Here is a 23688-nt window from a genome sequence, read left to right on the forward strand (position 1 = left end):
AGCATTGCCCTAACTCTTTGTTTCCTCGCATTTCCCTGGGGAACCGCTTCACACGTCGCCCCGAAATGCATTAAAGAGGCGCGATGCGCGCGATAACCTATTTTCAGAAGACCGTCTATTTCCCCGAGAAGCCGGAGAAGGCGCGCTTCTTTGCCCGACTGCAAGGTGGCCAGTGGGAGCCCGGTACGTTCCGCAACATAGAGCGCCTCGTCGACGGGACGACGACGTTCATCGACATCGGCGGCTGGATCGGCGTAACGCCCTACTGGACGGCACAGATCGCGGACAATGTCATCACGGTCGAGCCCGATCCGGTGTGCTTCGACATACTCACGCAGATGCAACGCGAAAATGCGGGCGAGGTGAAGCTCATCAACGCTGCGCTCTCCGAGGACGAATGCCTGGTGTTGCACTCGGTCGGCGGCGGCTTCGGCAGTTCCGAAACCTCGGCGCTGATTGCCGACGACACCGGCATGGCAGTGACGGCGCAAACCGTCACCATTGCCGACCTTCAGAAAATGGCAAGGACGGAACGGCTCTGCTTCAAGATTGACATCGAAGGCTACGAGTACAAGGCGCTCGATCAGTTCCGGGCGATCGACCGCAAGAGAACGGCGGGCGTGCTGATCGCGGTGCATCCGCAGATCCTCGCCGCCTCCCTATCCGGTCCACGGTTCACCCGCGCGCTGCGAACGATCGCGGCCACCGTGCGCCTAATCCGGAGCTTTCGCGGGTTCAGGCTCGAAAACCCGTCCGCCATCTGGGCGGCGATCCGCAAATCGGTGGCGGGGCGCGAATTCAGGGGCTTCGATCTGCTCTTTGTCGCGAAATGACCGCAGGCGCTCCCTGGCACCGTGTACCGCTGGGGCGCGTTCGCAGGACACAGTCGGCCGCGCCGGCCTCCATTTCCGCCGGTACGGCGAAGCGGCTCTTGGCCGCGCCGTCGTTCCCATCGTGACTTGGAGGGCGAACTCTGCAGGCTTCATCGTGCCTTGATCCGCAGCGGATCGATACCGTTGCGGCCGAAACGGGCTGGTTCCTGTGCCTTCCCGGAGTTCGCTTCCGCTTCGGCAAGGTCATCGAGGATCGGGCAATCCGGCCGCTCGTCGCCGTGGCAATGGGCGGCGAGATGCTTGAGCGTCCGGCTCATCGCCTTCAGTTCTTCCGCCTTGCGCTCCAAGATTTCCACTTGATCGAGCGCGATCTTCTTGACCTCGCTGCTTGCGCGGGAGCGGTCGCGCCAGAGTGCAAGCAGATCCGTCATCTGCTCGACCGTGAACCCGAGATCACGCGCGCGGCGGATGAAGCGAAGCGTATGGACGTCGTTGGCGCCATAGTTGCGGTAACCGGCTTCGCTGCGGTGGGCAGGCGGAATGAGGCCGATCGTCTCGTAGTAGCGGATCATTTTCGTCGAGACGCCGGAGGCGCGCGCGACATCGCCGATATTCATGACATCACCTTTCAGGGCAATTCCAGGAAAAGCGTGCAACAGTTTCCCGTCCGGAATTGCGGTAATTCAAAGAGTTGGATCATTCTCTCACTGTTTCAATGAACAATGCAGCATATGCCGCTGATATAGGACTCTCGCTCGCAAGGCGCCAATGGCGCCAGGCGCTATCGAACTGCGGCGCTCTCACGCGAGATGCTCCTGAAGCTCTTCAGACGCAGCGCATTGCCGACCACGAAGACGCTGGAAAGCGCCATGGCCCCGGCCGCGAAGACGGGCGAAAGCAACACGCCGTAGGCCGGGTAGAGCGCACCGGCGGCGACCGGGATCAGCAAGGCATTATAGGCGAAGGCCCAGAACAGATTCTCCTTGATGTTGCGGATCGTGGCCTTCGAAAGCGCGATGGCATTCGGCACGCCGAGGAGGTCGCCGGACATCAGCACGACGTCGGCGCTCTCGATGGCGACATCCGTTCCCGTGCCGATCGCCAGCCCGACATCGGCTGCGGCGAGCGCCGGGGCGTCGTTGACGCCGTCGCCGACGAAGGCCACGTTTTGTCCCGTCGTCTTCAGCTGCTGCAGCGCGGCGACCTTTTCCTCGGGCAGAACCTCGGCGACGACCTGATCGATCCCGAGCTTGCGGGCGATTGCCTCCGCCGTGCGGCGATTGTCGCCGGTGATCATCGCGATCTTGAGGCCGAGCTGATGCAGCATGCGGATCGCCTGCGGCGTCGTCTCCTTGATCGGATCGGCGACGGCGATGATTGCCGCGAGCTTGCCATCGACCGCCGCGTAAAGCGGGCTCTTGCCTTCGTCACCGAGGCGGCGAGCGTGATCGGCGAAGACGGTGACGTCGATACCCTCGCGCGCCATCAGCCTGTCTGCGCCGATATGAACGGTTCGTCCAGCAACATTGGCGCGGGTTCCGAAGCCGGGGATCGCCTCGAATTGCTCCGCTTCGCCGGCCGCGAGACCGGCCTCCTTTGCCGCGGAGACGATGGCTTCCGCGATCGGATGCTCGGAGCGTTTCTCGACCGCGGCGACCAAGGCCAGAACGGCATCGCGCTCAAAGCCCGTTGCGGTCTCGAGATCGGTCAGTTCGGGCCGCCCCCGGGTCAGCGTTCCGGTCTTGTCGATTGCGATGATTTCGGCATCGCGCAGCGTCTGCAGTGCCTCGCCCTTGCGGAAGAGCACGCCCAATTCGGCCGCGCGGCCGGTCCCGACCATGATGGAAGTGGGGGTGGCGAGCCCCATCGCGCAGGGGCAGGCGATGATCAGCACGGCGACGCCGTTGACGAGCGCGAAGGTCAAAGCGGGATCCGGGCCGAAGACGAGCCAGACGAGGAACGTTGCGAAAGCGATTACCATGACGGCGGGTACGAACCAGGCGGTCACGCGGTCGACAAGCGACTGGATAGGCAGCTTCGCGCCCTGGGCCTGCTCGACCATGCGGATGATCTGCGCGAGCACCGTGTCCGTTCCGACCTTGGTGGCACGGAAGCTGAAGGAGCCGGTCTTGTTGATCGTGCCGCCGACGACCTCGGCCCCCTCCGTCTTCTGAACGGGGACCGGCTCGCCGGTGATCATTGATTCGTCGACATAGGAATTGCCCTCGACGACCATGCCGTCGACGGCGACCTTCTCGCCGGGGCGGACGACAAGGATATCACCCGCGTGCACGTCGCCGATCGCAATTTCCACCGTTTCGCCATTGCGGATGACACGGGCGGTCTTGGGCTGGAGGCCCATGAGGTGCTTGATCGCCTCCGATGTGCGGCCCTTGGCGCGCGCTTCGAGAAAGCGGCCGAGCAGGATCAGCGTGACGATCACCGCCGCTGCTTCATAATAGACGTTGGTGGTCTCCGCCGGGAGCAGGCCGGATGCAAAGGTCGCAACGACGGAATAGCCCCAAGCCGCAAGCGTGCCGATCGCGACCAGCGAATTCATGTCCGGTACGGCTCTCAGTAGCGCCGGAATGCCCTTCTCAAAGAAACGAAGGCCGGGGCCGAAAAGGACGAGGGACGCGAGAACGAACTGCAGGTACCAGCTCTCCTGCATGCCGATGCGGGTCATGACGAAATCATGGATCGCCGGAATGAAATGCGCCCCCATTTCGAGGACGAAGACAGGCAGCGTCAGCAGCGCGGCGATTACGAGAGCGAGCCTCAGGCGAAGGCTTTCCTGCTCGCGTTTCTCCGCTTCCTGGTCGACGTCATGCCCGCCTGCTATGCGCCTGGCATCGTAGCCGGCGCCACGCACGGCCTCGATGAGCACGTCAACGGATGCGAGCCCTTTGATCACGCGAACGGTAGCCCGCTCGGTGGCAAGATTGACGCTCGCCTCGACGGTTCCCGGCACAGCCTTCAGCGCTTTTTCGATGCGCGCAACGCAGGATGCGCATGTCATGCCTTCAATGCCGAGTTCGAGGAGTTCTTCGGAGGTGCCATAACCCGAATTCTCGATCGCCTTGACGATTTCGGAGGGTTTCGCCGTTGCATCGAAGCGCACGTCGGCCCGCTCCGTCGCCAGATTGACCGAAGCCGACATGACGCCCGGCACCGCGCGAATGGCCTTTTCCACTCTCGCGACGCAGGAGGCGCAGGTCATGCCTTCCACCGGAATGCTGGCGGTTCTTGCAGACCCGGCAATCGGTTCGGCATTTCTTGTTTGGATCATCGTCACCGATCCCATGTCGTGCTCCTTGCAAATGTGATTGCGAACCAGGATGAGGCTTCTCGCGATGGGAAGGTCAAGCTTGCCTTGCCCGTCCGCTCGCTTTTTCAGCCGTCCGAAAATGCGTCGTAGTTTCAATGCTTGTGGTGGGCGTGGATGACGGCGTGCCCCCTGCCGCGGGCGATCAGCCAGCGGTTGACAGGAAAGGCGGCGGCGCCGGCGATAACGAGCGATACGGCGAGGCTGATCCAGAAGTGTGGCGAAGAGAGACCAGCGTCCATTGCGCCTGGAATCACCAGCATCATTGCGTTGTCGACAAGTTCCATAATTGCGATCGACGCCGTGTCCGAAGCGAGCGCCAGTTTGAGCACGGCGGCGAATGGCATGCCAGCCCGCAGCAGCGGGAACATCGTCAGCCCATAACCGAAGATGAACGCCAGCACGACGGCCAACAGGACGGTTTCCATATTGCCCCATCCAAGCGCCGTGCCGATCACCATGCCCAACGCCTCACCGATGGCACAGCCGGTCAGACAGTGCACGGTGGCGGAAAAAGCCAATCGGTTCAGCGATGTCGCTGCGGCAGACACGGTAGCGGAACCGCCGCCGTGGCTGTGATAATGGGCGTGCCGGTGCTGTTGCATGTTCAAGCTCCGATTCTTCGTCGATGGGATAGAGGGTCAGCGCTCCGGCTGTGGCGGGGCGCCGACCGCATCCAGCTTTACAGCCGCAGGCTGTCGTAACCGGCCGTCTTCAACGCCTGTACGATGGCGCTGCTGTCAGCAGTGGTTTCGACGCTCACCTCCCTCGTGCCGAGATCCGCGTTGACCTTGGCCGCCGGATCGATCCCCCGGATCGCCTTTTCCACCGTGCTGACACAGTGGCCGCAGCTCATGTCGTCGATCTTGTAGCGTTGCATGCTTGTCTCCTTTGTTTCGCTATGGGATGAAGATGGAGCTTCCCATCGTTGGAAGGTCAAGGCCTCGTCGCAAGAAATTTTCGGCGGCTTTTCAGCGGGCCATAATGCCGCTTTTGTGCCGCCCGCCGGGGAGCGATCCGCGCCAACATGAGAAAGCGGCGTGGTCCTCACTGCGCTGAAAAATTTGAAAGTCTTTCGCCCGTGCCGTCGAAATGGGTGGCTAGCGATCCTTCGCGCGACGACGCACAATCATTTCGCTCTGCATGAGGCATTCGCTGCGCTCATCCGGTGCGGGCCGAAGGGCCGAAATGGCCGCCTGACGTTTTGAATTCCGGGTCGGTTAAAAATACAAATGGTCGGGACGTTGGAGGAGCATCTGCCCGGCCGCTGTCGTTCGGCTGCGTCGTGAGGCGTCTGCCAAGGGAGGAAAAATGTTTGAACGACTTTTCAAACTGAAAGAGCATGGGACGACCGCCCGCACCGAGCTGGTTGCCGGCCTCACGACATTCCTGACGATGTCGTACATCATCTTCGTCAACCCCGACATTCTGTCGACGACAGGCATGGATCGCGATGCGATCTTCGTCGCGACCTGTCTTGCCGCCGCGCTCGGCTCGGCAGTCATGGCTCTCGTCGCCAATTGGCCGATCGGCATGGCGCCGGGCATGGGGCTCAACGCCTTCTTTGCCTTCACCGTCGTCGCCGCTCTTGGCTTCACCTGGCAGCAGGCGCTCGGCGCCGTGTTCATCTCCGGTCTCATCTTCCTGCTGCTGACGGTCACGGGCGTGCGAAGCTGGCTGATTGCCGGCATTCCTCATTCGTTGCGCAGCGCCATTGCGACCGGTATCGGTCTGTTCCTCGGCATCATCGCGCTCAAGAACGCCGGTATCGTCGTCGACAACCCGGCGACGCTCGTCGGGCTCGGCGACCTCAAGCAGACCGGGCCCTTGCTCGCGATCCTCGGCTTCTTCGTCATCGCCGTACTGGATTCCCTAAAGATCCGCGGCGCGATCCTGATCGGTATTCTCGTCGTCACGGTCCTGTCGATGCTGCTTGGCGTCAGCGAGTTCAAGGGCATCGTTTCGGCGCCGCCGAGCATCGCCCCCACCTTCATGCAACTCGACATCATGGGTGCGCTGCATGGCGGGCTGGTCCATGTCATTCTCGTCTTCGTGCTCGTCGAAGTGTTCGACGCGACCGGCACGCTGATCGGCGTCGCCAAGCGCGCGAAGCTGGTCGAGGAAGGCAAGCCCAGCCGGCTCGGCCGTGCTCTGCTTGCCGACAGTTCAGCAATCATCGCTGGCTCGCTGATCGGCACGAGCAGCACCACGGCATATGTGGAGAGCGCTTCCGGCGTCCAGGCCGGCGGCCGTACCGGTCTTACGGCGCTGGTCATTTCCGTACTGTTCCTCGCCGCGCTGTTCATCTCGCCGCTCGCCGCGGCGGTTCCGTCTTACGCAACGGCGCCGGCGCTGCTCTATGTCGCTGGCCTGATGATGCGCGAGCTCACCGAAATCGAGTGGGATGATCTGACCGAGGCAGCACCGGCGGCGCTGACCGCGATCGCCATGCCCTTCACCTATTCGATCGCCAACGGCCTTGCCTTCGGCTTCGTAAGCTACGTCGTGCTCAAGGTGTTCACCGGCAAATGGAACGTCATCCACCCGGCAACGCAGATCGTTGCGGCCCTGTTCGTCGTTCGCTTCGCGTTCTTCGGCGGCTGAACGGTTGACGGCGGGGCGGAGGTTTCCGGCCCGCTTTGTTTCCTTGTTCCGACAACGAAGTCGGCCGGATCTGCGTTGAGCAGGTTCGGCCTTTCCTTTTGTTGATTGATCGGTCTGGCCGAGATGGCCTCTACTGATGTTGTCAGGAGCATATCTAGAGTCGACTTCGCCTCTCGTTCCTATCGATACCCGGCGCTCGCGAAGCTCGGAAATTGGAGTTTCAACTTGTCCTATACTTGTAAAAAATATGTTGCCTTCGTCACAGGTTCTGCCATGATTTGAAAGGGAAAAATGAGCGCGATTCTGCATCGTTCGCTTGGGAATTTGTAAAAAATTGGATGCCGCATGGATGCAATGCAGAACAGGCTTTTGATCATTGCCGATGACCTGACCGGCGCGCTGGATACGGCGGCGCCCTTCGCTGTTCATGGCTTCTCGGTCGATGTCGTCGCAGACCAGAGCGCGCTTGGCGAGGCGATCGAGCGCGGCTCCGACGTGATCGCGGTTACGACGCGTAGCCGCGAAATCGACGCGGCAGAGGCCGCGCGACGCGTTCTGCTCGCGCAGCGGGCGATGGCACCGGGCATGCGGATCTTCAAGAAGGTCGATTCGCGCCTGAAGGGCAACGTCGAGGCGGAGCTTTCCGTTCTGGATTTTGCAAGGGCGGTTGTCTTGCCGGCGATCCCGGAATTCGGCCGGGTCGTCAGCGATGGCCAGATCCGCGGTTTCGGGGTCGATCAACCGATTTCCGTTGCCGACCGCCTGGGTGTCGTCGCCGATCGCGCCGTCGTGCCGGACACCGGGACGGTCGAGGAGATGAGCGTTGCAGTCGATGGGATTGGCCCCGGCGATCTTCTCGTCGGCGCGCTTTCGCTCGCCAACGCCTTGGCGAGCAGGACGGGCAGGCCGCGTGCGGAGCCCTTTGCCGCGCGGGAGGGGCAACTGCTTATGGCCATAGGCTCCCGGGATCCGATCACCGTGGCGCAGGTCGAGGAACTGCGGCGTGCCGTACCCGATCTCCTCTATCTGGCGGCGCCTGCGGGACAGGTGGAACAGGTCCGTCGCGGTTCCGAGCACGCAAAGGACGTGACTTTGATACAGGCGGTGGAGGGCATGCCGCCGGCCAGGGCGTCGGATGTGGCTGCAGCGCTCGCGCGATCCGCGGCCGCGTTTGTCGACGGATGCCGGACGATGCTGCTCTGCGGCGGTGCGACGGCGGAAGCCTATTTCGAACGCGAGAACATTCGTGTTCTCCGCCTGGTCGGGGAAGTGCTTCCGGGCCTTCCGGTTGCCGAGCATGACGGCCGATTCTACATTACCAAATCGGGCGGCTTTGGCGATTCCGACACGCTTTCCAAGGTCGTCCGCGCCATGACGAGGAAAGAGGTGTTGGCCTGATGCGCGCCGGAGAGCAGCTTTCGCACCGCAAGAGCCTGAGCGAGGTCGTCTTCGAACGGCTGCAGCACGCGATCAAATCGGGTGCCTATCAGAGCGACGAGCGCCTGCCGACCGAACATGAGCTGGCGGCGGAGTTCCAGGTCTCCCGCCCGGTCGTTCGCGATGCCCTGAAAAGACTTCGCGATCAGGGCCTTGTCTACTCGCGGCAGGGGGCCGGCAGTTTCGTTCGAATTCAGGGTTTGCGGCAGCCGCTTGGCTTCGGACCGCTCGAAAACATCGCCGACCTGCAGAACTGTTACGAGTTCCGCATGACGATGGAACCCGAGGCCGCGGCGCTTGCTGCCGAGCGGCACAGCGAAACGCAGATCCGGGTGATCAGGCTTGCACTCGAGACCTTGCAGGACGCGACCAATCGGCAGCGCCATCGGGAGGACGCCGATTTCATGTTCCATCTGGCAATCGCCCAAGCGTCCGGAAACAGCTACTTCTCGACGGCGATGGAAGCGCTCAAGGATCACATCGCCATCGGCATGCAGTTCCACGGCCTGTCGCTGAAAAACTCTGTGACTGGCTTGCGTCATGTCTACGACGAGCATGCGGCGATCTACGAGGCCATTCGTGACCGAAAACCGAACCAGGCACGCGAGCTCATGCGCCAGCATATCCGCGGTTCTCGCGATCGGCTTTTCGAGGGCCGGCGTCCGGAGTACACGCAGGGCGGCTGACCTTCCATGCCTGTCCGTGACGTGCACTCAACTCGTTTTCACGACCCACTGAGTGTCGATGTCCGGCCCGCGCACGGATACTCGCAGATCGGGTCGGCAAAGCATGGTTTCGGCCGGCGTCTATCGCCGGCAGTCCAGTGCCGACCCGGTGACCCGTCATCACGGATCTCAGGTGAACGTGTGACCCGCGGCTCGTCAGAACGTGGCCCTATAGATGTCCAGCACGTCACGCACAGACATCTCGCGCGGATTGTTGTCCATCAACCGGCGAATGGCGTGAGCCTCGCCTGCCCAAATCTCCAGAGCGTCCGGATCGGCGCCGTGAGCCGACAGACGCATTTCCACGCCGAGCTCCTCGCAAAAGCGGTAGGCAGCCTTGAGGACCTGCGCGTGATCGTCGAGCGCGGGAAGTCCGAGCGCATCGAGGACTTCCGCGGTCTTTTCCTTGCGCACCGGAGCGTTGTAGGCGAGCACATGCGGGAAGATGATGGCGTTTGCCAGTCCGTGCGGCAGTCCAAGCCGCGTGCCGAGCGGGTAGGCGAGGGCGTGGCCGGCAGCCGTATTCACGGGGCCCAAGCAAATGCCGCCGTAGTAGGATGCGAGCATCATGCCGGCGCGCGCTTCCGTGTCGCGTCCGTTCGCCACCGCACGCGCGAGATACTTGCCGACGAGCCGGATCCCCATGCGGGCATAGCCGTCGATGAGATCATGCGCGCGGATATTCGTGAAGGCTTCGACGCAGTGCGCCATGGCGTCGATGCCTGTCGCCGCAGTCACCGCCGGCGGGACGGACCAGGTCAATTCCGGATCGAGGATGGCGATATCCGCGAGCAGGTGCGGGCTTTCGACCGCTTTCTTGGCATGGGTCGCGCTGTCGGTGATCAGCGCCCGGATACCGGCTTCGGATCCCGTGCCGGCCGTGGTCGGCACCTGCGCCAACCGGGTCCGGCGGCCTTCGACCTTGTTCGGTCCGACGACGTCGTCGAGCGATTGTGAGCCGTCCCAGAGGGCCGCGACCAGTTTCGCAACGTCCAGCACCGAGCCGCCGCCGAGACCGACAACGAGGTCCGGCCTGAGCGCGCGAGCAGCCTCCAGGGCGGAGGCGAGCGCCCTGTCGTCCGGTTCGGCCGGAACATCGGAAAAGATCGATGCCTTGTTGCCGAGGCCGAGCCTTTCCGCAAAGCCGATCGTGTGTACCGACGCGACGATCAGGACGCGCTTGGTGCTCTCGGCCAAGGCACCGAGCCTTGCCGAGGCACCGGCGCCGATCTCGAGGCGCTTCGGTTGGTGGAGCGTAATCGGTCTCGCCATTCCGTCCATGATCGGCTCCTCAGGCCTGTTCCAGCTTCGTCATGCGGGCCCAGACCGCGTCGCGTTCGGCGTCCGTCAGCTCCACGAGGGGCGGATTGACGCGCAGCCAGCCATTGTCGCCCCGGCGGCGCGCAACTAGCGCCTTGACGGTCGGGAGCTGGACATAGGCATTGGTCAGTTCGCGCCAGGCGACGATCTTCTCCTGGGCGGCTTTCACCTCCGTCTCCTTGCCGGCGACGTTCCAGTTGTCGAAGACGAGGCGCAGCTCGGCGGCAACGAGGTTCGAGCTTGCGGTGATGCAGCCGGCGCCACCCGCCTCGAGCAACGGCAGCAGCAACGGGTCGGCCCCTGCGAGCACGCCGAAGTCCGGGAAGGTCTTGACAATGGCCTTCATGTTTTCGAGATCGCCCGAACTGTCCTTGATGCCGACGACGATTCCCGGGAAATCTTCGCGAAGACGGCCGATGACCTCATGCGGGATCGCCACGCCGGAAACCTGGGGAATGTGATAGAGCACTATCCTCAGCCGGTCGTCGCCGACGCTTTCGATGATGCGGGCATAGGCGCGATAAATGCCCTCGGCGCTGACGCCCTTGTAGTAGAAGGGCGGCAGCATCACGACGCCGCGCACACCAGCCCGGATGGCGTGGCGGGTGAGTTCGATCGTGTCGGCGACGGCCGATTGGGCCGTTCCCGGCAGGAGCTGTTCCGGACGGATGCCGCCGGCAATGGCCCGGTCGAGAATTTCCATACGGTCCTTCAATCCGAAGGAATTGGCTTCTCCGGTGGTGCCCAAGAGGGCGATGCCGTGGCAGCCTTCGTCCAACAGCTTTCGGCAATGGTCGATGAACAGGCGGAAATCCGGCCTGCCATCGGTCGTTACGGCTGTGGTTGCGGCGCAGAACACGCCGCCAATTTCGAAATCAGACATTTGCGTTCTTCCCAGCGATAAGCTTGCGCGCGTAGGCAATAGCGGCGTTCATGTTGACGTGGTTGGCTTTGCCCGTACCAGCGATGTCGAAGGCCGTCCCGTGATCGACCGAAGTCCGATCGATCGGCAGGCCCACCGACACGTTGACCGCCGTGTCGAAGGCGACCAGCTTGATCGGGATGTGCCCCTGGTCGTGATATTGCGCGATGACGAGATCGAAACCGCCCTGGTAGGCGCGGTGGAAAACCGTGTCCGCCGAAATCGGGCCCTGCACGTCGATGCCTTCCGCGCGCGCTTCGGCCACGGCCGGCGTGATGTGTTCATCGTCCTCCGTTCCGAAGAGGCCGTTTTCTCCGCAATGGGGGTTGATGCCGGCTACGGCGATCCTGGGTTTCTCGTAGCCGATGCGTTTGAGATGCTCGTTCCCCGCCCTGATCGTCGCCAGAATGCGCTCGGGCTTGGCGCGCCCAATCGCGTCCTTCAGCGAAACATGCGTCGAGACGTGGATGACCTTCAGCCGCTCCGACGCCAGCAGCATGAAGGCGGATTTCGCGCCGGTCAGCGCCGTCAGCATGCCGGTATGACCGTCGTAGTGGTGCCCGGCCGAGTTCAGCGCTTCCTTGTTGATCGGCGCCGTGACGATGCAGCCGATCTTCCCGGCCATCGCAGACTTGACGGCAAGGTCGATGAACCGAAAGGACGCGTCGCCGGAGACCGCGCTGAGTCTCCCCCAGGGTAGCGGTGCCCCTTCGACCGGAACGTCCTCGATGATGTCGCGGAGGTCGAGTTCGATGCCGAGAACTGCCTTTGCTGCCTCGAGCTGCGCCAGGTTCCCGAACACCCGTGTTGCGGCCCGATCGGCGGCACTCATCTCGGCAAGAGACTTGACGATGATCTCCGGTCCGACGCCTGCCGGGTCGCCCATGGTTATGCCAACGATATTGCTCATTTCGGGTCTCCGTCGATCCAGCTCCTGGCGAGGCGGACGTATTTGATCGCGCGTCGATGGAAGGTAAACGCGATGTGGAGGTTGCCTTCTCCGTCCTCGAGAAGCGTCGGATAGGAAAGCTCGTGATTCCGCCCGTCGAGCGAATTGTTCGAAAGGCAGGTGCCCGGCCCATCTTCGACCACCCGCCGAAGCGGAAACGTCCTGCCGCCGTCCGTCGAAACGCAAAGCGTCAGCGGCGCCCGGGGGACGCCCCAGATCGGCGTTATTCCGCCCTCGGCGTTCGGGCGATGATCGTCCTCGCCAAGTTCATCATAGAGCGAATCGCGCCGATCGCTCGAGGTTGCTGCTGAGACCGGATTGCACAGCAGCGCCACGCGTCCGTCGGCGAGACGGACAGCGGCGATCGAGGAATTGTTGTTGGGCACGTCCGTCGCTTCCGGCGCCGTCCAGCTCCGCCCGTCGTCAAGGCTCGTCGAACGGTAGACGAAGTCCGCCTGGCGGCGGCGGAAGAACGCGACCATTTCATTGCCGTCGAGCGGCACGATCGTCATGTGGACGCAGCCGTAGGACTGCGGAACTTCTGTCACCGTCCAGCTCGCACCTTCGTCGCTGCTGACCGCCACGGCCGCGGTGTCGTGCGTGCCGGTCCAGCGCGCGCCAGGGCGAGGGTTGCACAAAAATAGAGGCAGCATCCACGCGCCATCGTCACGTCGGACGATTGTCGACCGGATGAACGTCCCGGCTGCGAGCCCAAGGTCTCGGGCCGGCCCGGAAAAGAGCGTTCCGTTCTCAAGGGTCAGGGATCCTTCGCGCACACGGCTTTCGTCCTGGTTTCCCGATGGCTGCGCCGTGTGAAACAGGCTGACGCCCGCGTCGGGGCGAACGAAGATCATCGGATTTTGTTCGGAACGATCCGGATCATCGGTGACCTGGACTGTATCCGACCAGGTGCCACTTCCGGGCGCAAGGACCGAGAGGTGAATGGAGATGTCCGATTTGCCCTCGAGTGTCCCGGCAAACCAGGTGCAGGCAAGCGAGCCATCCGGCAGGAATGCCAGGAACGACGCGTGATTATGAATCTTGGGCGACGGCAGAAAGGCTTCCTGACGGTCCGTGCCTGCGGGGACGAGGTGCCCGTCCATGCGTCTTCCGATCTCTTCGGGCGTCAATTCTCTCCTCCCTTTCCTGTCGATGTGCAAAAAGAATTCAAAAGAATCAGATGTTGTCAAGTTGAATATGGTCAAATCAGAAGTGCTTGTTCACACATAAAAGCAAAAATATCGCGTAATATCAATAATATAAGTCTTGGAAAAAAATGCGGCCGCGGAAATGGCAATGCATGAGTTGACAAATTGGTGGCGTTGATCCAGTCTGGTTTCAAGTGAGCGAGAGGAGCGTCACGGGAGAGCATGGCGGCAATCGTCAATCATCAGAGTGAGCGTTCGACGGCCAAGGCGCTGTGTTGCGTCGCAGTGGCCGCTGCGCTTGCTGCCGCGGATGCGGCGGTTGTCCGTCTGCTTGCGGGTGAGGTGCATGCGTTCGTCATCGGCTTCTTTCGCAGCCTCTTCGGCCTGGCAACAATCGTCCCGTTGATCCTGGCGCGCCCTCGCGTTCTCAAGTCCGGCTATCGGCTTCAGCATGTTACGCGCGCGGCGCTGAAGCTTGCCGCGCTCGTTTGTTTTTTTATGGCCTTCGCCGCCGCTCCACTGGCCGACGCGATGGCGATCATGTTCACGACGCCGATCTTTCTGATGCTTGGCGCTTGGCTTTGGCTCGGCGAAAAGTTGACGCCGGGCCTCGTTTTCGCGCTCGTGGCAGGCTTCGCGGGCGCGTTGATCATCATCGACCCCGCAGGGCAGGGCGGCATGGCCCCGGCCTTGCTTCTGGCGCTCGCCGGCGCCGCGCTGCAGGCGCTCGTACAGCTCATGCTGAAGCGCATGTCGGACCTGGATTCGACCGAAACGCTCGTCGTCTGGAACCTGATCGTAACCGTACCGTTAGCGGCTGTGCCTGCGGCTCTCTACTGGACGACGCCCGACCTTCGCGAGTTTGCCTTGCTCGCACTGCAGGGCGCGATGGGAGCTGCCAACATGGCGCTGATGACCAAGGCGTTCAGCATCGCGGATGCATCGCAGATTGCGCCGATGGATTTTCTGCGGCTGCCGTTTGTTGCGGTCATGGCCTGGATCCTGTTCGGCGAGATCGCTGGGCTGTCCACCTGGTTTGGTGCCGCGATCATTTTCGCTGCGACGATGATCGTCGTGGGAGGAGGGCGTCTGAAGCGACGGTTGGCGGAAGACTGAGACAGCCTGCCGCCGGCGGCGGCAACCGATAGCAACGGCTTCGCAGCGCGGCCGGACACGGAACATTGAAAGCGCTGCCTCACTAGGGAGGACTAGATGAAGGGCAAGAGACTGTTGTTGGGCTTGATGATGACCGCGTCGGCGGTGGCGTCGGCCTGGGCGCAGGAAGCAAAGGACATCACGGTCGTCCTCGACGAAGAGGTCGACCTTGTGGAGCCTTGCATGGCGACGCGCTCGAACATCGGGCGCATCATACTGCAGAATGTCTCCGAGACGCTGACGGAACTCGACGTTCGCAATAAAAAGGGCTTGATGCCGCGCCTGGCCGAGAGCTGGGAGGAGGCAAGTCCTGGCACCTGGCGCTTCCATCTGCGCAAGGGTGCGAAGTTCTCCGACGGTTCCGCCTTTGACGCCGGTGACGTCAAGCACTCGATCGAACGGGCGATGAGCGACAAGATCTCGTGCGAAAGCCCGCGCTACTTCGGCGATACCAAGCTTGAGACCAAGGTCGTCGACGACAACACGGTCGATATCACCGCGACGCCGGCCCAGCCCATCCTGCCGCTCCTGATGACGCTGGTGACGATCGTGCCTGCCGAAACCCCGATCGAATTCACGCGCGAGCCGATCGGCACGGGTCCCTACAAGCTCACGGAATGGAAGGCGGGTCAGAGCATCACGCTTACGCGCCGCGACGACTATTGGGGCAGCGCGCCGGAGGTGACGAAGGCTACCTATGTGTTCCGCGCCGATCCCTCCGTGCGGGCGGCCATGGTCGCTGCCGGCGAGGCCGACATTGCGCCGCTGATCTCCGAACTCGACGCCAATGACGCCGAGCTGGATTTCAGCTATCCCAACTCCGAAACCTTCTATATGCGGCTCGACCACTCGATACCGCCGCTCAACGACAAGCGTGTGCGCCAGGCGCTCAACATGGCGCTCGATCGCGATGCCTTCATCGGCACGCTGCTGCCAAAGGGGGCGATCAAGGCGACGGCAATCGTGCCGCCGACGACACTCGGCTGGAATCCCGACGTGAAGGTCGCGCCCTTTGACCCGGAAGGCGCCAAGAAACTGCTTGCCGAGGCGAAGGCCGATGGCGTTCCTGTCGAAACGCCCATCATCATCGTCGGTCGTACGAACAACTTCCCGAACGTTGTGGAAGTGCTCGAAGCTGCCCAGCAGATGTTTGAAGAGGTCGGCTTCAAGACGAAACTGCAGATGTACGAAGTCGCGGAATTCGAAAAGCAGTATTCGAAGCCCTATCCGGAAAACCGCGGACCGCAGCTTGTCGCCGCACAGCACGACAATGCGCGTGGCGATCCGGTTTTCTCGATGTACTTCAAGTACGACAGCAACGGCCGTCAATCGGGCATCGCGAATCCGGATGTCGACAAGATGATCGCCGAAGCGACCGCGGCGACCGGCGAGGCACGCGCCGCCGGCTGGAAGAAGCTCATCGCCTATCTTCATGACGAGGTGGTTGCCGATGTGCTGCTGTTCCATATGGTGGGCTTTGCACGGGTCAATCCGCGCATCGACTTCACCCCGACGATCGCAACCAATTCTCAGCTGCAACTGTCGGAAATCCGCTTCAAGTAAGCGGATCCTGAAATTGGGAAGGGCGGCGACAACTCCGCCTTTCCTACAGCGCCGTGCGTGTTCAGGCGCATAAAGGGTCGCTGTAGCGCTTTGATTACTGCATGTTCCTCAAATCGGCTCCGATCTGAGGAACATGCAGAGACAATCGGGAGTAGGACCGATGGGAAAAAAGATGATGAGGCGCATCGTTTCGAGTTTCTTCTCGCTCGTCGCGCTCGTGGTGATGGTGTTCTTCCTGTCGCGGTTGACGGGCGATCCGGCAGCCCTGTTCCTGCCGATCGATGCGACCCAGGAAATGCTCGACAAGTTCCGCGAACTGCATGGCTTGAACGATCCGCTCATTCAGCAATTCGGACGTTATGTCTGGGACATCCTGCACCTCGACTTCGGCGACTCGATCCGCAAGGCGCGTCCAGCGATCGACGTGGTTCTGGAGTCCTTCACCTGGACGCTGCAACTGGCGCTGATCACCATCGCGCTGGTGACGGTGCTCGCCATCACCGTCGGCTCGATCGCGGCCTTCCGCCCCGGCGGCCTGTTCGATCGTTTCGTCTCACTGGTCTCGCTGATCGGCGCATCGGCCCCGGATTTCTGGATCGCGATCGTCGGCATCGTCCTCTTCTCCATCACGCTCGGCTGGGTTCCGACGTCGGGCACCGGCACGCTCTGGCACTGGATTTTGCCGGTGGCGGTGCTCTTCATCAGGCCGTTCGGCTTGATCCTTCAGGTGGTGCGCGGCTCGATGCTGACAGCTTTCGGATCCGCCTATGTGAAAACCGCGCGCGCCAAGGGCGTCGGGAACCGTTCGATCATTTTCGTCCATACGCTGCGTAACGCCATGCTGCCGGTAATCACGGTCATCGGCGACCAGGCGGCTGCGATGCTTAACGGCGCCGTCGTTGTCGAGACGATCTTCGGTTTCCCCGGCGTCGGCAAGCTGATGATCGATTCCATCTTGCAACGCGACTTCAACGTGATCCTTGCGGCGATCATGGTCACCGCGCTTGCGATCTTCGTCATGAACATGCTGATCGACATTGCCTACGCATTGCTTGATCCGCGCCTCAGGACCTGAAGGCCATGACCATGTCCAGTATTTTGCCATCCACGCAGATCCCGGCCAAGCAGCGCGGCAAGGCGCATGTACTCATAGGCATGTTGTGGCGCGACAAGTTTGCGTTCTTTGCAACGGTCTTCCTCATCCTTGCGGTTCTGTGCGCCATCTTCGGGCCGATGCTGCTCGGCGAAGCGGCGGTGGCGCAAAACCTGCGCGCCCGCAATCTGGCGCCGTTTTCGCTCGATAGGGGCTGGCTCTTTCTGCTTGGAGCCGACGCACTCGGCCGGCCGTTGCTCGCCCGTATCGTCGTTGCCGCGCAAAACACCTTGATGATCGCCGCTGGCGCTGTCGTCTGCTCCGGCGTCGCCGGTGCATTGCTTGGCCTCGTTGCCGGCTATTCTTCCGACCGGGTGTCGAACGTGATCATGCGGCTTGCCGACGTGATCATGTCCTTCCCATCGCTGCTTCTCGCAGTGATCGTGCTCTACATGCTGGCGCCATCTGTCGGCAACATCGTGATCGTTCTCGCCGTGACGCGCATCCCGGTCTATCTGCGCACGACGCGCGCCGAGGTGCTCGAGATTCGCCAGCGCATGTTCGTACAGGCGGCAAAGGTCATGGGGGCGTCGTCCTTGCGGATCGTCTTCCGCCATATCCTGCCCATGGTCGTCCCGACGCTCGTGACCATTGCGACGCTCGACTTCGCCTTCGTCATGCTGGCCGAGTCCTCGCTTTCCTTCCTCGGCATCGGCATTCAGCCGCCCGAAGTGACCTGGGGCCTGATGGTCGCGCAAGGCAAGCAGTACCTCACTAACGCTTGGTGGTTGGCGTTCTGGCCGGGCCTGGCGATCATTCTGACAACGCTGTCGCTCAATCTGCTGTCGAACTGGACGCGCGTCGCCCTCGATCCGGCGCAGCGCTGGAGACTCGAAATCGGAGGCCGCAAGAATGGCTGAGCATCTGCTTGAAGTTCGAAACCTGTCCGTTCAGTTCCACACGGCTGGCGGCACGGTGCATGCGGTGCGCAACATAAGCTGGCATCTGGACCGCGGCGAAACACTTGCGATTCTCGGTGAAAGCGGCTCGGGCAAGTCCGTCTCCGCCTCCGCGATCATGAACCTGATCGACATGCCGCCTGGCGAGATCACCAGCGGAGAGGTCTTCTTCGCCGGAAAAAACCTGCTCGCCATGTCCGACGATGAGCGCCGCGCGATCAACGGCAAGCGGATCGCAATGGTCTTCCAGGACCCGCTCAGTCATCTGAACCCTGTTTTCACGGTCGGCTGGCAGATCATCGAGGTGATGCGCATTCATGGTGTCACGGCCGAAGCGGCGCGCGCGCGGGCGCTCGATCTTCTGAAGCGCGTCGGCATTCCCGCGCCGGAGGCCGCGATGCGCAAATATCCGCATCAGTTCTCCGGCGGTCAGCGGCAGCGTCTGATGATCGCGATGGCGCTTGCACTCAAACCCGACATCGTGATTGCCGACGAGCCGACGACCGCGCTCGATGTGACGGTGCAGGCCGAAGTGCTTGCCCTCCTCGGCGAACTGCAGAAGGAAACAGGCCTCGGGCTCCTGTTGATCACCCACGACCTCGGTGTCGTGGCCGACATTGCCGACCGAGTGGTCGTTATGAATGCCGGCGAGATCGTGGAGACCGGGACGCCGGACGAGGTCTATCACAATCCCAGGCATCCCTACACGCGCAAGCTGATTTCGGCTGCTCCCGGTCGGGGCGAGATGCATGAACCGAATGCCACCGGTGAGCCGCTTTTGAAGGTCGAAGACCTCTGCAAGTCCTATGGCTCCTTCAAGGCATTGAAGGGCATATCCTTCACCTTGCAGCCGGGAGAGACGATGGCCGTCGTCGGCGAGAGCGGATCGGGAAAGTCGACCCTGGCGCGCACGCTCCTGCGGCTTGACGAGGCGGACTCCGGCCACGCCTATTGGAAGGGTCGGGACCTTCTGAAAATGCCGGCCAAGGAGCTCTACCAGCTCCGGCGCCAGATGCAGATGGTATTTCAGGATCCGACGCAGTCGCTCAATCCGCGCATGACGGTCTATCAGCTGATATCCGAGGCCTGGGTCATCCATCCCGAGATCCTGCCGAAGCCGCAATGGCGTGCACGGGTGGAGGAATTGCTGACGCAGGTCGGCCTTTCGCCCGCCCATGCCGGGCGCTATCCGCACCAGTTCTCCGGCGGCCAGCGCCAGAGGATCGCGATCGCCCGCGCGCTGGCGCTTCGGCCCGAACTCATCGTTTGCGACGAGGCAGTCTCCGCACTTGACGTGTCGATCCAGGCACAAGTGATCGCGCTCCTCGACAAGCTCCGGCGCGAACTGGGCATCGCTTTCATCTTCATCGCCCACGACCTGCCGGTGGTGCGCGATTTCGCTGATCATGTGATGGTGATGCAGTCGGGCGAATGCGTCGAAGTCGGCACGGTCAGGCAGATCTTCGAGAGCCCGCAGCGCGACTATACGCGGCGCCTGCTGGACGCCGGCCTCGATCCGGATCCGCGCGTTCAAGCAGCGCGTCGCATGCCCAAGGTTCGTGCCGGCCTCGAAATGGGTTGAGCGCGGGACGCCCGACGAAGGGGGCAAGGCCGAGATCGGCCCGCGCTCGTCCTCGGCATCGGCGCGGAGCGCTATCGCAGGAGGAACGGTTCCTCGAAAAAATGTTCCTCCAGATTGACGCCTTCTCCGCCGCGATCGATCACCGCGAAATCGGAAACGGCCTCCAGCGGCGTCAGAATGCCGTGCCAGACGTTTCGGGCTATGTTGACCCCCTGGCCCGGTGCCGTCAGGAAGGCGCGCGGCTCGCCGGGACCTTCGGCCGTCTCCTCGGAAACCACGACCAGGAACGGATTGTTTCCGAGCGGGATGAAGGCCTGGCTCCCAAGCGGGTGACGCTCCACCATCGTCAAGGTCAGAGGCAGGGCGTAAGGCTCGCCGCACACGATGCTGATCATCGGGCGTGCTTTTTCGCCCGTGGTTTCGATCCTGGCGAGGTCGTGATAGCGCATGCACTTTCCGCCATTGATCGGAAAGCTATGGGCGTTTTCCTTCTCGATGACCTCTCCGAAAGGCGCAAAGGCCTCGCGGGTCAACGGCTGGATGGCAATTTCCTTCATCTGGCAGGTTCCACGATTCCGTCCAAGATGCGCAAACGGCTGACGCCGCCTTGTCGTCATCGCATTCCTTCAGTTTGGCAGCATGTCCTGGAGGCGGAGCAGTGCAATCCTTTCCACCTGGCGGCACGCCGTGTTGAACTCGGTTTCGCGGCCGTTGCCGAGGCGGCTTTCGAAGGCGGTCAGGATCTCGTCCTTGCGGCGTCCCTTGACCGCCATGATGAATGGAAAGCCGAACTTTTCGACATAGGCGCTGTTGAGCGTCGTGAAGCGCTCGCGCTCGCCGTCCGTCAGCGCATCGAGACCGGCCGAGGCCTGTTCGTTGGTCGAGCTCTCGGTCAGGCGCTTGGCCTCTGCGAGCTTGCCGGCAAGGTCCGGGTGGGCATTGAGAACCGCCAGCCGCTCCTCTTCCGTGGCGCTGCGAAAAACGTGGACGAGAGCCGCGTGGAGACCGATCGCCGTGTCGTTGGCAGGCGAAAGTTCGCCGGCAAAGACACGCTTGGCGATCCACTTCGAATGTTCGAAGACGCCACCGAAGCGAGCAATGAACGCCTCTTCGGAAAGCCGCGAGGGGCGGCTGTTATCGGCCTCAAAGGGGAAGGTCTTCGCCCAGTGGCGGGCAATGTCGATGCGGCGGGCAAGCCAGACCTTCTCATGCCCTTTCACATAGTCGAGGAAACGGGCGAGTGCTGCGATACGCCCTGGCCGGCCCGCGAGGCGGCAGTGGAGGCCGATGCTCATCATTTTCGGCGAGCCGGCAGCACCCTCGGCGTAGAGAACGTCGAAGCTGTCCTTAAGATAGCTGAAGAACTGGTCGCCGCTGTTGAAGCCTTGCGCTGTCGCAAAGCGCATGTCGTTTGCGTCGAGCGTATAGGGAACGACGAGCTGATGTTTGCCGTCGTGCTCATGCCAGTAGGGGAGGTCGTCGGCATAGGAATCGGAGACATAGTCGAAGCCGCCGGCCTCGGTCACCAGATCAAGCGTGTTTTCCGAGCAGCGGCCGGTGTACCAGCCGCGCGGCCGTTCGCCCGTGACGATCGTGTGGAGACGGATCGCCTCGGCGATTTCGGCCCGCTCCTTATCGATGCTGAAATCCTTGTGCTCGATCCATTTCAGGCCGTGCGAGGCAATTTCCCAACCGGCCCCCTGCATCGCCGCGACCTGGGCGGGTGAGCGTTTGAGCGCCGTTGCCACGCCATAGACGGTGGCGGGCACATCGCGATCAGTGAACAGGCGGTGCAGGCGCCAGAAGCCGGCGCGTGCGCCATATTCGTAGATCGACTCCATGTTCCAGTGGCGCTGACCCGGCCAGGCTTGCGCGCCGACGATCTCCGAAAGAAAGGCTTCCGACGCCGCATCGCCATGCAGCACGCAGTTTTCGCCGCCCTCCTCGTAATTGATCACGAACTGGACGGCGATCCGCGCTCCGTCCGGCCAGACCGCGCGGGGATTTGGGCCATGGCCGTGAAGATCGCGGGGGTATCTCATGAAAGCAGCTCCTCCAGACATTGTCTCTCACCACAATTCGTAGCGAGAAAGCCGCGTTCTCATTCCCCCCAAAAAATTTGAAAGTCTCGAAGGCTGAGGCCGCTACACAAGCGCATACCCCCTCCGGATACTGTGCAATGGAAAGCTGACTTCGGGAGGAGCGAACGCATGCAATCTCAAGGTGGAAACGCCGGCCGCCTGACGACCCATGTGCTGGACACGGCAAGCGGCAGGCCGGCCAGCAACCTGCGCATCGAACTCTACCGGTTCGACGGCGAACGGGCGGAGCATCTCGTCTCCACGAGAACCAACGACGACGGCCGCTGTGACCAGCCGCTGCTTGCCGGCGAACGCATGGAAAGCGGGACTTACGAGCTGCGTTTCCACGCCGGCGAATATCTCGGCCCGGCCGCGGAACGCGGCGCCATTCCCTTTCTCGACGTTATACCGATCCGCTTCGGGATCGCCGACCAGGCGGCGCACTATCACGTGCCGCTCCTGCTTTCGCCCTATGGCTACTCGACCTACCGCGGGAGTTGACCGGCCATGACAATTGAAATCCGCAAAACCATCCGTTTCCTGCTCAATGACCGGCTTGTCGAGCTGGCCGATGTTTCACCCGTCCAGACGCTCCTCGATTTCCTGCGCATCGACCGAAACTTGCGCGGAACCAAGGAAGGCTGTGCTGAGGGCGACTGCGGAGCCTGCACCGTGCTCGTCGGCCGGCTTCTTGACGGTCAATTGAAATACGAATCCATCAACGCCTGCATTCGCTTCGTCGGTTCACTCGACGGCTGTCACGTCGTCACCGTCGATGCGCTGGCGCAGCCGAACGGCCCGCTTCACCCGGTACAGCAGGCAATGGTCGACACGCACGCCTCGCAGTGCGGCTTCTGCACCCCGGGCTTCGTCATGTCGCTCTACGGCCTCTGGATGGAAAATCCAAAGCCGAGCGTTCAGGAGATCGAAAAGGCGCTGCAGGGCAATCTCTGTCGCTGCACCGGCTATGCGGCGATCATCCGTGCTGCGGAAGCGATTTCATCGATCGGCGAGGTCGGAAAAGATCCGCTCGTTGTCGAGCGCGAAAATATCGGCAGGCAGCTTGCCGCTCTTCAGGACGGCCGTCGTGTCGTGATCGGCAAGGAGGCCGAGCGTTTCGTGTTGCCCGCTTCGGTGGACGATTTTGCCGCGATATTCGAATCCAATCCGAAGGCAACGATCGTTGCCGGCTCGACCGATGTCGGTCTGTGGGTAACGAAGTTCATGCGCGACATCGCGCCGGTCGTGCACATCTCCCACCTCGATGACCTGCGCCGGATCTCCGTCGACGGCGACGGCATCACGCTCGGGGCCGGTGCCAGCTACACCGAAGCTTATCCGGTGATCGTGGAGCACTTCCCGCAATTGCGGGAGCTATGGGATCGGATCGGCGGCCGACAGGTGCGCAACATGGGCACCGTCGGCGGCAACATAGCCAATGGTTCGCCGATCGGCGACACGCCGCCGGCACTGATCGCGCTCGGCGCATCGGTGACGCTGCGCAAGGGCGCACGGCGTCGGACCCTGCCGCTCGAGGCTTTCTTCATCGAATACGGAAAGCAGGATCGCGAACCCGGCGAGTTTGTAGAGTTGATACGCATCCCGCTCCTCGACGAGGCGGCGCGCTTCGCGGTCTACAAGGTCACCAAGCGGCTCGACGAAGACATTTCCGCCGTCTGCGGTGCCTTTCGCGTGGCGCTCGACGGGCGGGGCAAGGTTGTCGATGTGACGGTCGCCTTCGGGGGCATGGCGGGTACGCCGAAGCGCGCCTTTAACGTGGAGGCGAGATTGAAAGGCGCGGACTGGAACGAAGCGACGATCGAGGCCGCGGTGGCCGCCTTTGTCAAGGACTTCACGCCTCTGACCGATTGGCGCGCCTCTGCGGAATACCGCATGCTTGTGGCGAAGAACCTGCTCCGCCGCTTTTACCTGGAAACGCAGGAAGCCGGACGCGTCCGGCTCGATCGCGCTGTCGCCGTCGCGGTCTAGGGG

At 62.4% G+C, this 23688-nt stretch carries 21 protein-coding genes; 11 read left to right on the forward strand and 10 right to left on the reverse strand.

What is annotated here, in order from left to right; translation table 11 throughout:
* The first annotated feature begins 83 nt into the window (after positions 1 to 83).
* Positions 84 to 833, forward strand: coding sequence for an FkbM family methyltransferase (locus ILFOPFJJ_RS19925; protein ID WP_173512286.1), 750 nt, complete (start codon positions 84 to 86; stop codon positions 831 to 833).
* 149 nt (positions 834 to 982) lie between these two features.
* Here ILFOPFJJ_RS19925 and cueR read toward each other — a convergent pair whose 3' ends face one another.
* The 4 genes from cueR to ILFOPFJJ_RS19945 form a co-directional block, all read right to left on the reverse strand.
* Positions 983 to 1450, reverse strand: coding sequence for a Cu(I)-responsive transcriptional regulator (gene cueR / locus ILFOPFJJ_RS19930; protein ID WP_173512287.1), 468 nt, complete (start codon positions 1448 to 1450; stop codon positions 983 to 985).
* 164 nt (positions 1451 to 1614) lie between these two features.
* Complete coding sequence (locus tag ILFOPFJJ_RS19935) at positions 1615 to 4122, reverse strand: heavy metal translocating P-type ATPase (RefSeq protein WP_246299688.1); 2508 nt, start codon at positions 4120 to 4122, stop codon at positions 1615 to 1617.
* A gap of 131 nt (positions 4123 to 4253) precedes the next feature.
* Positions 4254 to 4763: a DUF4396 domain-containing protein gene (locus ILFOPFJJ_RS19940; protein WP_173512289.1), complete on the reverse strand. Its 510-nt coding sequence runs from the start codon at positions 4761 to 4763 to the stop codon at positions 4254 to 4256.
* 77 nt (positions 4764 to 4840) lie between these two features.
* A complete protein-coding gene (locus ILFOPFJJ_RS19945; RefSeq protein ID WP_173512290.1) occupies positions 4841 to 5038 on the reverse strand; it encodes a heavy-metal-associated domain-containing protein in 198 nt (65 codons plus the stop codon).
* Positions 5039 to 5469: 431 nt separating this feature from the next.
* Between ILFOPFJJ_RS19945 and ILFOPFJJ_RS19950 the strand changes: the two genes are divergently transcribed.
* The 3 genes from ILFOPFJJ_RS19950 (at position 5470) to ILFOPFJJ_RS19960 (ending at position 8885) form a co-directional block, all read left to right on the forward strand.
* Positions 5470 to 6762, forward strand: a complete 1293-nt coding sequence (locus ILFOPFJJ_RS19950; protein ID WP_173512291.1) for an NCS2 family permease — start codon at positions 5470 to 5472, stop codon at positions 6760 to 6762.
* 345 nt (positions 6763 to 7107) lie between these two features.
* Complete coding sequence (locus ILFOPFJJ_RS19955; RefSeq protein ID WP_246299689.1) at positions 7108 to 8160, forward strand: four-carbon acid sugar kinase family protein; 1053 nt, start codon at positions 7108 to 7110, stop codon at positions 8158 to 8160.
* Positions 8160 to 8885 (forward strand): FadR/GntR family transcriptional regulator, encoded by a 726-nt coding sequence (locus ILFOPFJJ_RS19960; RefSeq protein ID WP_173512292.1) that lies wholly within the window; start codon positions 8160 to 8162, stop codon positions 8883 to 8885. The genes ILFOPFJJ_RS19955 and ILFOPFJJ_RS19960 overlap by 1 nt, the downstream gene beginning before the upstream one ends.
* Before the next feature lie 195 nt (positions 8886 to 9080).
* Here the strand turns inward: ILFOPFJJ_RS19960 and ILFOPFJJ_RS19965 are convergent, their stop codons facing one another.
* From ILFOPFJJ_RS19965 to ILFOPFJJ_RS19980, 4 genes are read right to left on the reverse strand one after another with little or no spacing between them, the layout of a single operon-like run.
* Positions 9081 to 10205: an iron-containing alcohol dehydrogenase gene (locus tag ILFOPFJJ_RS19965; RefSeq protein WP_173512293.1), complete on the reverse strand. Its 1125-nt coding sequence runs from the start codon at positions 10203 to 10205 to the stop codon at positions 9081 to 9083.
* A 10-nt stretch (positions 10206 to 10215) separates the two neighbouring features.
* A complete protein-coding gene (locus tag ILFOPFJJ_RS19970) occupies positions 10216 to 11127 on the reverse strand; it encodes a dihydrodipicolinate synthase family protein (protein WP_173512294.1) in 912 nt (303 codons plus the stop codon).
* On the reverse strand, positions 11120 to 12076 hold the full coding sequence (gene pdxA, locus ILFOPFJJ_RS19975) for a 4-hydroxythreonine-4-phosphate dehydrogenase PdxA (protein ID WP_173512295.1): 957 nt from the start codon (positions 12074 to 12076) through the stop codon (positions 11120 to 11122). Before pdxA ends, ILFOPFJJ_RS19970 begins: the two co-directional genes overlap by 8 nt.
* Positions 12073 to 13245 carry a sialidase family protein gene (locus tag ILFOPFJJ_RS19980; protein WP_376741429.1) on the reverse strand — a complete coding sequence of 391 codons (1173 nt, stop codon included), beginning with the start codon at positions 13243 to 13245 and terminating at the stop codon, positions 12073 to 12075. The genes pdxA and ILFOPFJJ_RS19980 overlap by 4 nt, the downstream gene beginning before the upstream one ends.
* Before the next feature lie 240 nt (positions 13246 to 13485).
* On the opposite strand from ILFOPFJJ_RS19980, the gene ILFOPFJJ_RS19985 reads away from it, so the two are divergent.
* The 5 genes from ILFOPFJJ_RS19985 to ILFOPFJJ_RS20005 all read left to right on the forward strand — a co-directional run bounded on the left by ILFOPFJJ_RS19985 (position 13486) and on the right by ILFOPFJJ_RS20005 (position 19615).
* Positions 13486 to 14379 carry a DMT family transporter gene (locus ILFOPFJJ_RS19985; RefSeq protein ID WP_173512297.1) on the forward strand — a complete coding sequence of 298 codons (894 nt, stop codon included), beginning with the start codon at positions 13486 to 13488 and terminating at the stop codon, positions 14377 to 14379.
* A 96-nt stretch (positions 14380 to 14475) separates the two neighbouring features.
* Positions 14476 to 15981: an ABC transporter substrate-binding protein gene (locus ILFOPFJJ_RS19990; RefSeq protein WP_173512298.1), complete on the forward strand. Its 1506-nt coding sequence runs from the start codon at positions 14476 to 14478 to the stop codon at positions 15979 to 15981.
* A gap of 160 nt (positions 15982 to 16141) precedes the next feature.
* The gene (locus ILFOPFJJ_RS19995; RefSeq protein ID WP_173512299.1) at positions 16142 to 17056 is read left to right on the forward strand and encodes an ABC transporter permease; all 915 of its coding nucleotides are present in this window, start codon (positions 16142 to 16144) and stop codon (positions 17054 to 17056) included.
* A 5-nt stretch (positions 17057 to 17061) separates the two neighbouring features.
* Positions 17062 to 17994 (forward strand): ABC transporter permease, encoded by a 933-nt coding sequence (locus ILFOPFJJ_RS20000; protein ID WP_173512300.1) that lies wholly within the window; start codon positions 17062 to 17064, stop codon positions 17992 to 17994.
* Positions 17987 to 19615, forward strand: coding sequence for an ABC transporter ATP-binding protein (locus ILFOPFJJ_RS20005; protein ID WP_173512301.1), 1629 nt, complete (start codon positions 17987 to 17989; stop codon positions 19613 to 19615). The genes ILFOPFJJ_RS20000 and ILFOPFJJ_RS20005 overlap by 8 nt, the downstream gene beginning before the upstream one ends.
* Before the next feature lie 71 nt (positions 19616 to 19686).
* Here the strand turns inward: ILFOPFJJ_RS20005 and ILFOPFJJ_RS20010 are convergent, their stop codons facing one another.
* Complete coding sequence (locus ILFOPFJJ_RS20010; protein WP_173512302.1) at positions 19687 to 20172, reverse strand: ureidoglycolate lyase; 486 nt, start codon at positions 20170 to 20172, stop codon at positions 19687 to 19689.
* Positions 20173 to 20241: 69 nt separating this feature from the next.
* A complete protein-coding gene (gene puuE / locus ILFOPFJJ_RS20015) occupies positions 20242 to 21657 on the reverse strand; it encodes an allantoinase PuuE (protein ID WP_173512303.1) in 1416 nt (471 codons plus the stop codon).
* Positions 21658 to 21825: 168 nt separating this feature from the next.
* Here puuE and uraH point away from each other — a divergent pair, with 168 nt between their 5' ends.
* Positions 21826 to 22197, forward strand: a complete 372-nt coding sequence (gene uraH / locus ILFOPFJJ_RS20020) for a hydroxyisourate hydrolase (protein WP_173512304.1) — start codon at positions 21826 to 21828, stop codon at positions 22195 to 22197.
* A 6-nt stretch (positions 22198 to 22203) separates the two neighbouring features.
* The gene (gene xdhA, locus ILFOPFJJ_RS20025; RefSeq protein ID WP_173512305.1) at positions 22204 to 23685 is read left to right on the forward strand and encodes a xanthine dehydrogenase small subunit; all 1482 of its coding nucleotides are present in this window, start codon (positions 22204 to 22206) and stop codon (positions 23683 to 23685) included.
* Positions 23686 to 23688 lie beyond the last annotated feature (3 nt).

It is taken from the genome of Sinorhizobium psoraleae (genome assembly GCF_013283645.1).
GTDB lineage: Bacteria > Pseudomonadota > Alphaproteobacteria > Rhizobiales > Rhizobiaceae > Sinorhizobium > Sinorhizobium psoraleae.

Coding starts and splice junctions, on each gene's coding strand:
- ILFOPFJJ_RS19965 (WP_173512293.1), bottom strand. CDS start 10,205: ATGGACGGAATGGCGAGACCGATTACGCTCCACCAACCGAAGCGCCTC.
- cueR (WP_173512287.1), bottom strand. CDS start 1,450: ATGAATATCGGCGATGTCGCGCGCGCCTCCGGCGTCTCGACGAAAATG.
- ILFOPFJJ_RS19940 (WP_173512289.1), bottom strand. CDS start 4,763: ATGCAACAGCACCGGCACGCCCATTATCACAGCCACGGCGGCGGTTCC.
- ILFOPFJJ_RS19955 (WP_246299689.1), top strand. CDS start 7,108: ATGGATGCAATGCAGAACAGGCTTTTGATCATTGCCGATGACCTGACC.
- ILFOPFJJ_RS19935 (WP_246299688.1), bottom strand. CDS start 4,122: ATGATCCAAACAAGAAATGCCGAACCGATTGCCGGGTCTGCAAGAACC.
- ILFOPFJJ_RS19925 (WP_173512286.1), top strand. CDS start 84: ATGCGCGCGATAACCTATTTTCAGAAGACCGTCTATTTCCCCGAGAAG.
- ILFOPFJJ_RS20000 (WP_173512300.1), top strand. CDS start 17,062: ATGACCATGTCCAGTATTTTGCCATCCACGCAGATCCCGGCCAAGCAG.
- ILFOPFJJ_RS19985 (WP_173512297.1), top strand. CDS start 13,486: ATGGCGGCAATCGTCAATCATCAGAGTGAGCGTTCGACGGCCAAGGCG.
- ILFOPFJJ_RS19970 (WP_173512294.1), bottom strand. CDS start 11,127: ATGTCTGATTTCGAAATTGGCGGCGTGTTCTGCGCCGCAACCACAGCC.
- uraH (WP_173512304.1), top strand. CDS start 21,826: ATGCAATCTCAAGGTGGAAACGCCGGCCGCCTGACGACCCATGTGCTG.
- puuE (WP_173512303.1), bottom strand. CDS start 21,657: ATGAGATACCCCCGCGATCTTCACGGCCATGGCCCAAATCCCCGCGCG.
- ILFOPFJJ_RS19945 (WP_173512290.1), bottom strand. CDS start 5,038: ATGCAACGCTACAAGATCGACGACATGAGCTGCGGCCACTGTGTCAGC.
- ILFOPFJJ_RS20010 (WP_173512302.1), bottom strand. CDS start 20,172: ATGAAGGAAATTGCCATCCAGCCGTTGACCCGCGAGGCCTTTGCGCCT.
- ILFOPFJJ_RS19990 (WP_173512298.1), top strand. CDS start 14,476: ATGAAGGGCAAGAGACTGTTGTTGGGCTTGATGATGACCGCGTCGGCG.
- ILFOPFJJ_RS19950 (WP_173512291.1), top strand. CDS start 5,470: ATGTTTGAACGACTTTTCAAACTGAAAGAGCATGGGACGACCGCCCGC.
- ILFOPFJJ_RS19995 (WP_173512299.1), top strand. CDS start 16,142: ATGGGAAAAAAGATGATGAGGCGCATCGTTTCGAGTTTCTTCTCGCTC.
- ILFOPFJJ_RS19960 (WP_173512292.1), top strand. CDS start 8,160: ATGCGCGCCGGAGAGCAGCTTTCGCACCGCAAGAGCCTGAGCGAGGTC.
- pdxA (WP_173512295.1), bottom strand. CDS start 12,076: ATGAGCAATATCGTTGGCATAACCATGGGCGACCCGGCAGGCGTCGGA.
- xdhA (WP_173512305.1), top strand. CDS start 22,204: ATGACAATTGAAATCCGCAAAACCATCCGTTTCCTGCTCAATGACCGG.
- ILFOPFJJ_RS20005 (WP_173512301.1), top strand. CDS start 17,987: ATGGCTGAGCATCTGCTTGAAGTTCGAAACCTGTCCGTTCAGTTCCAC.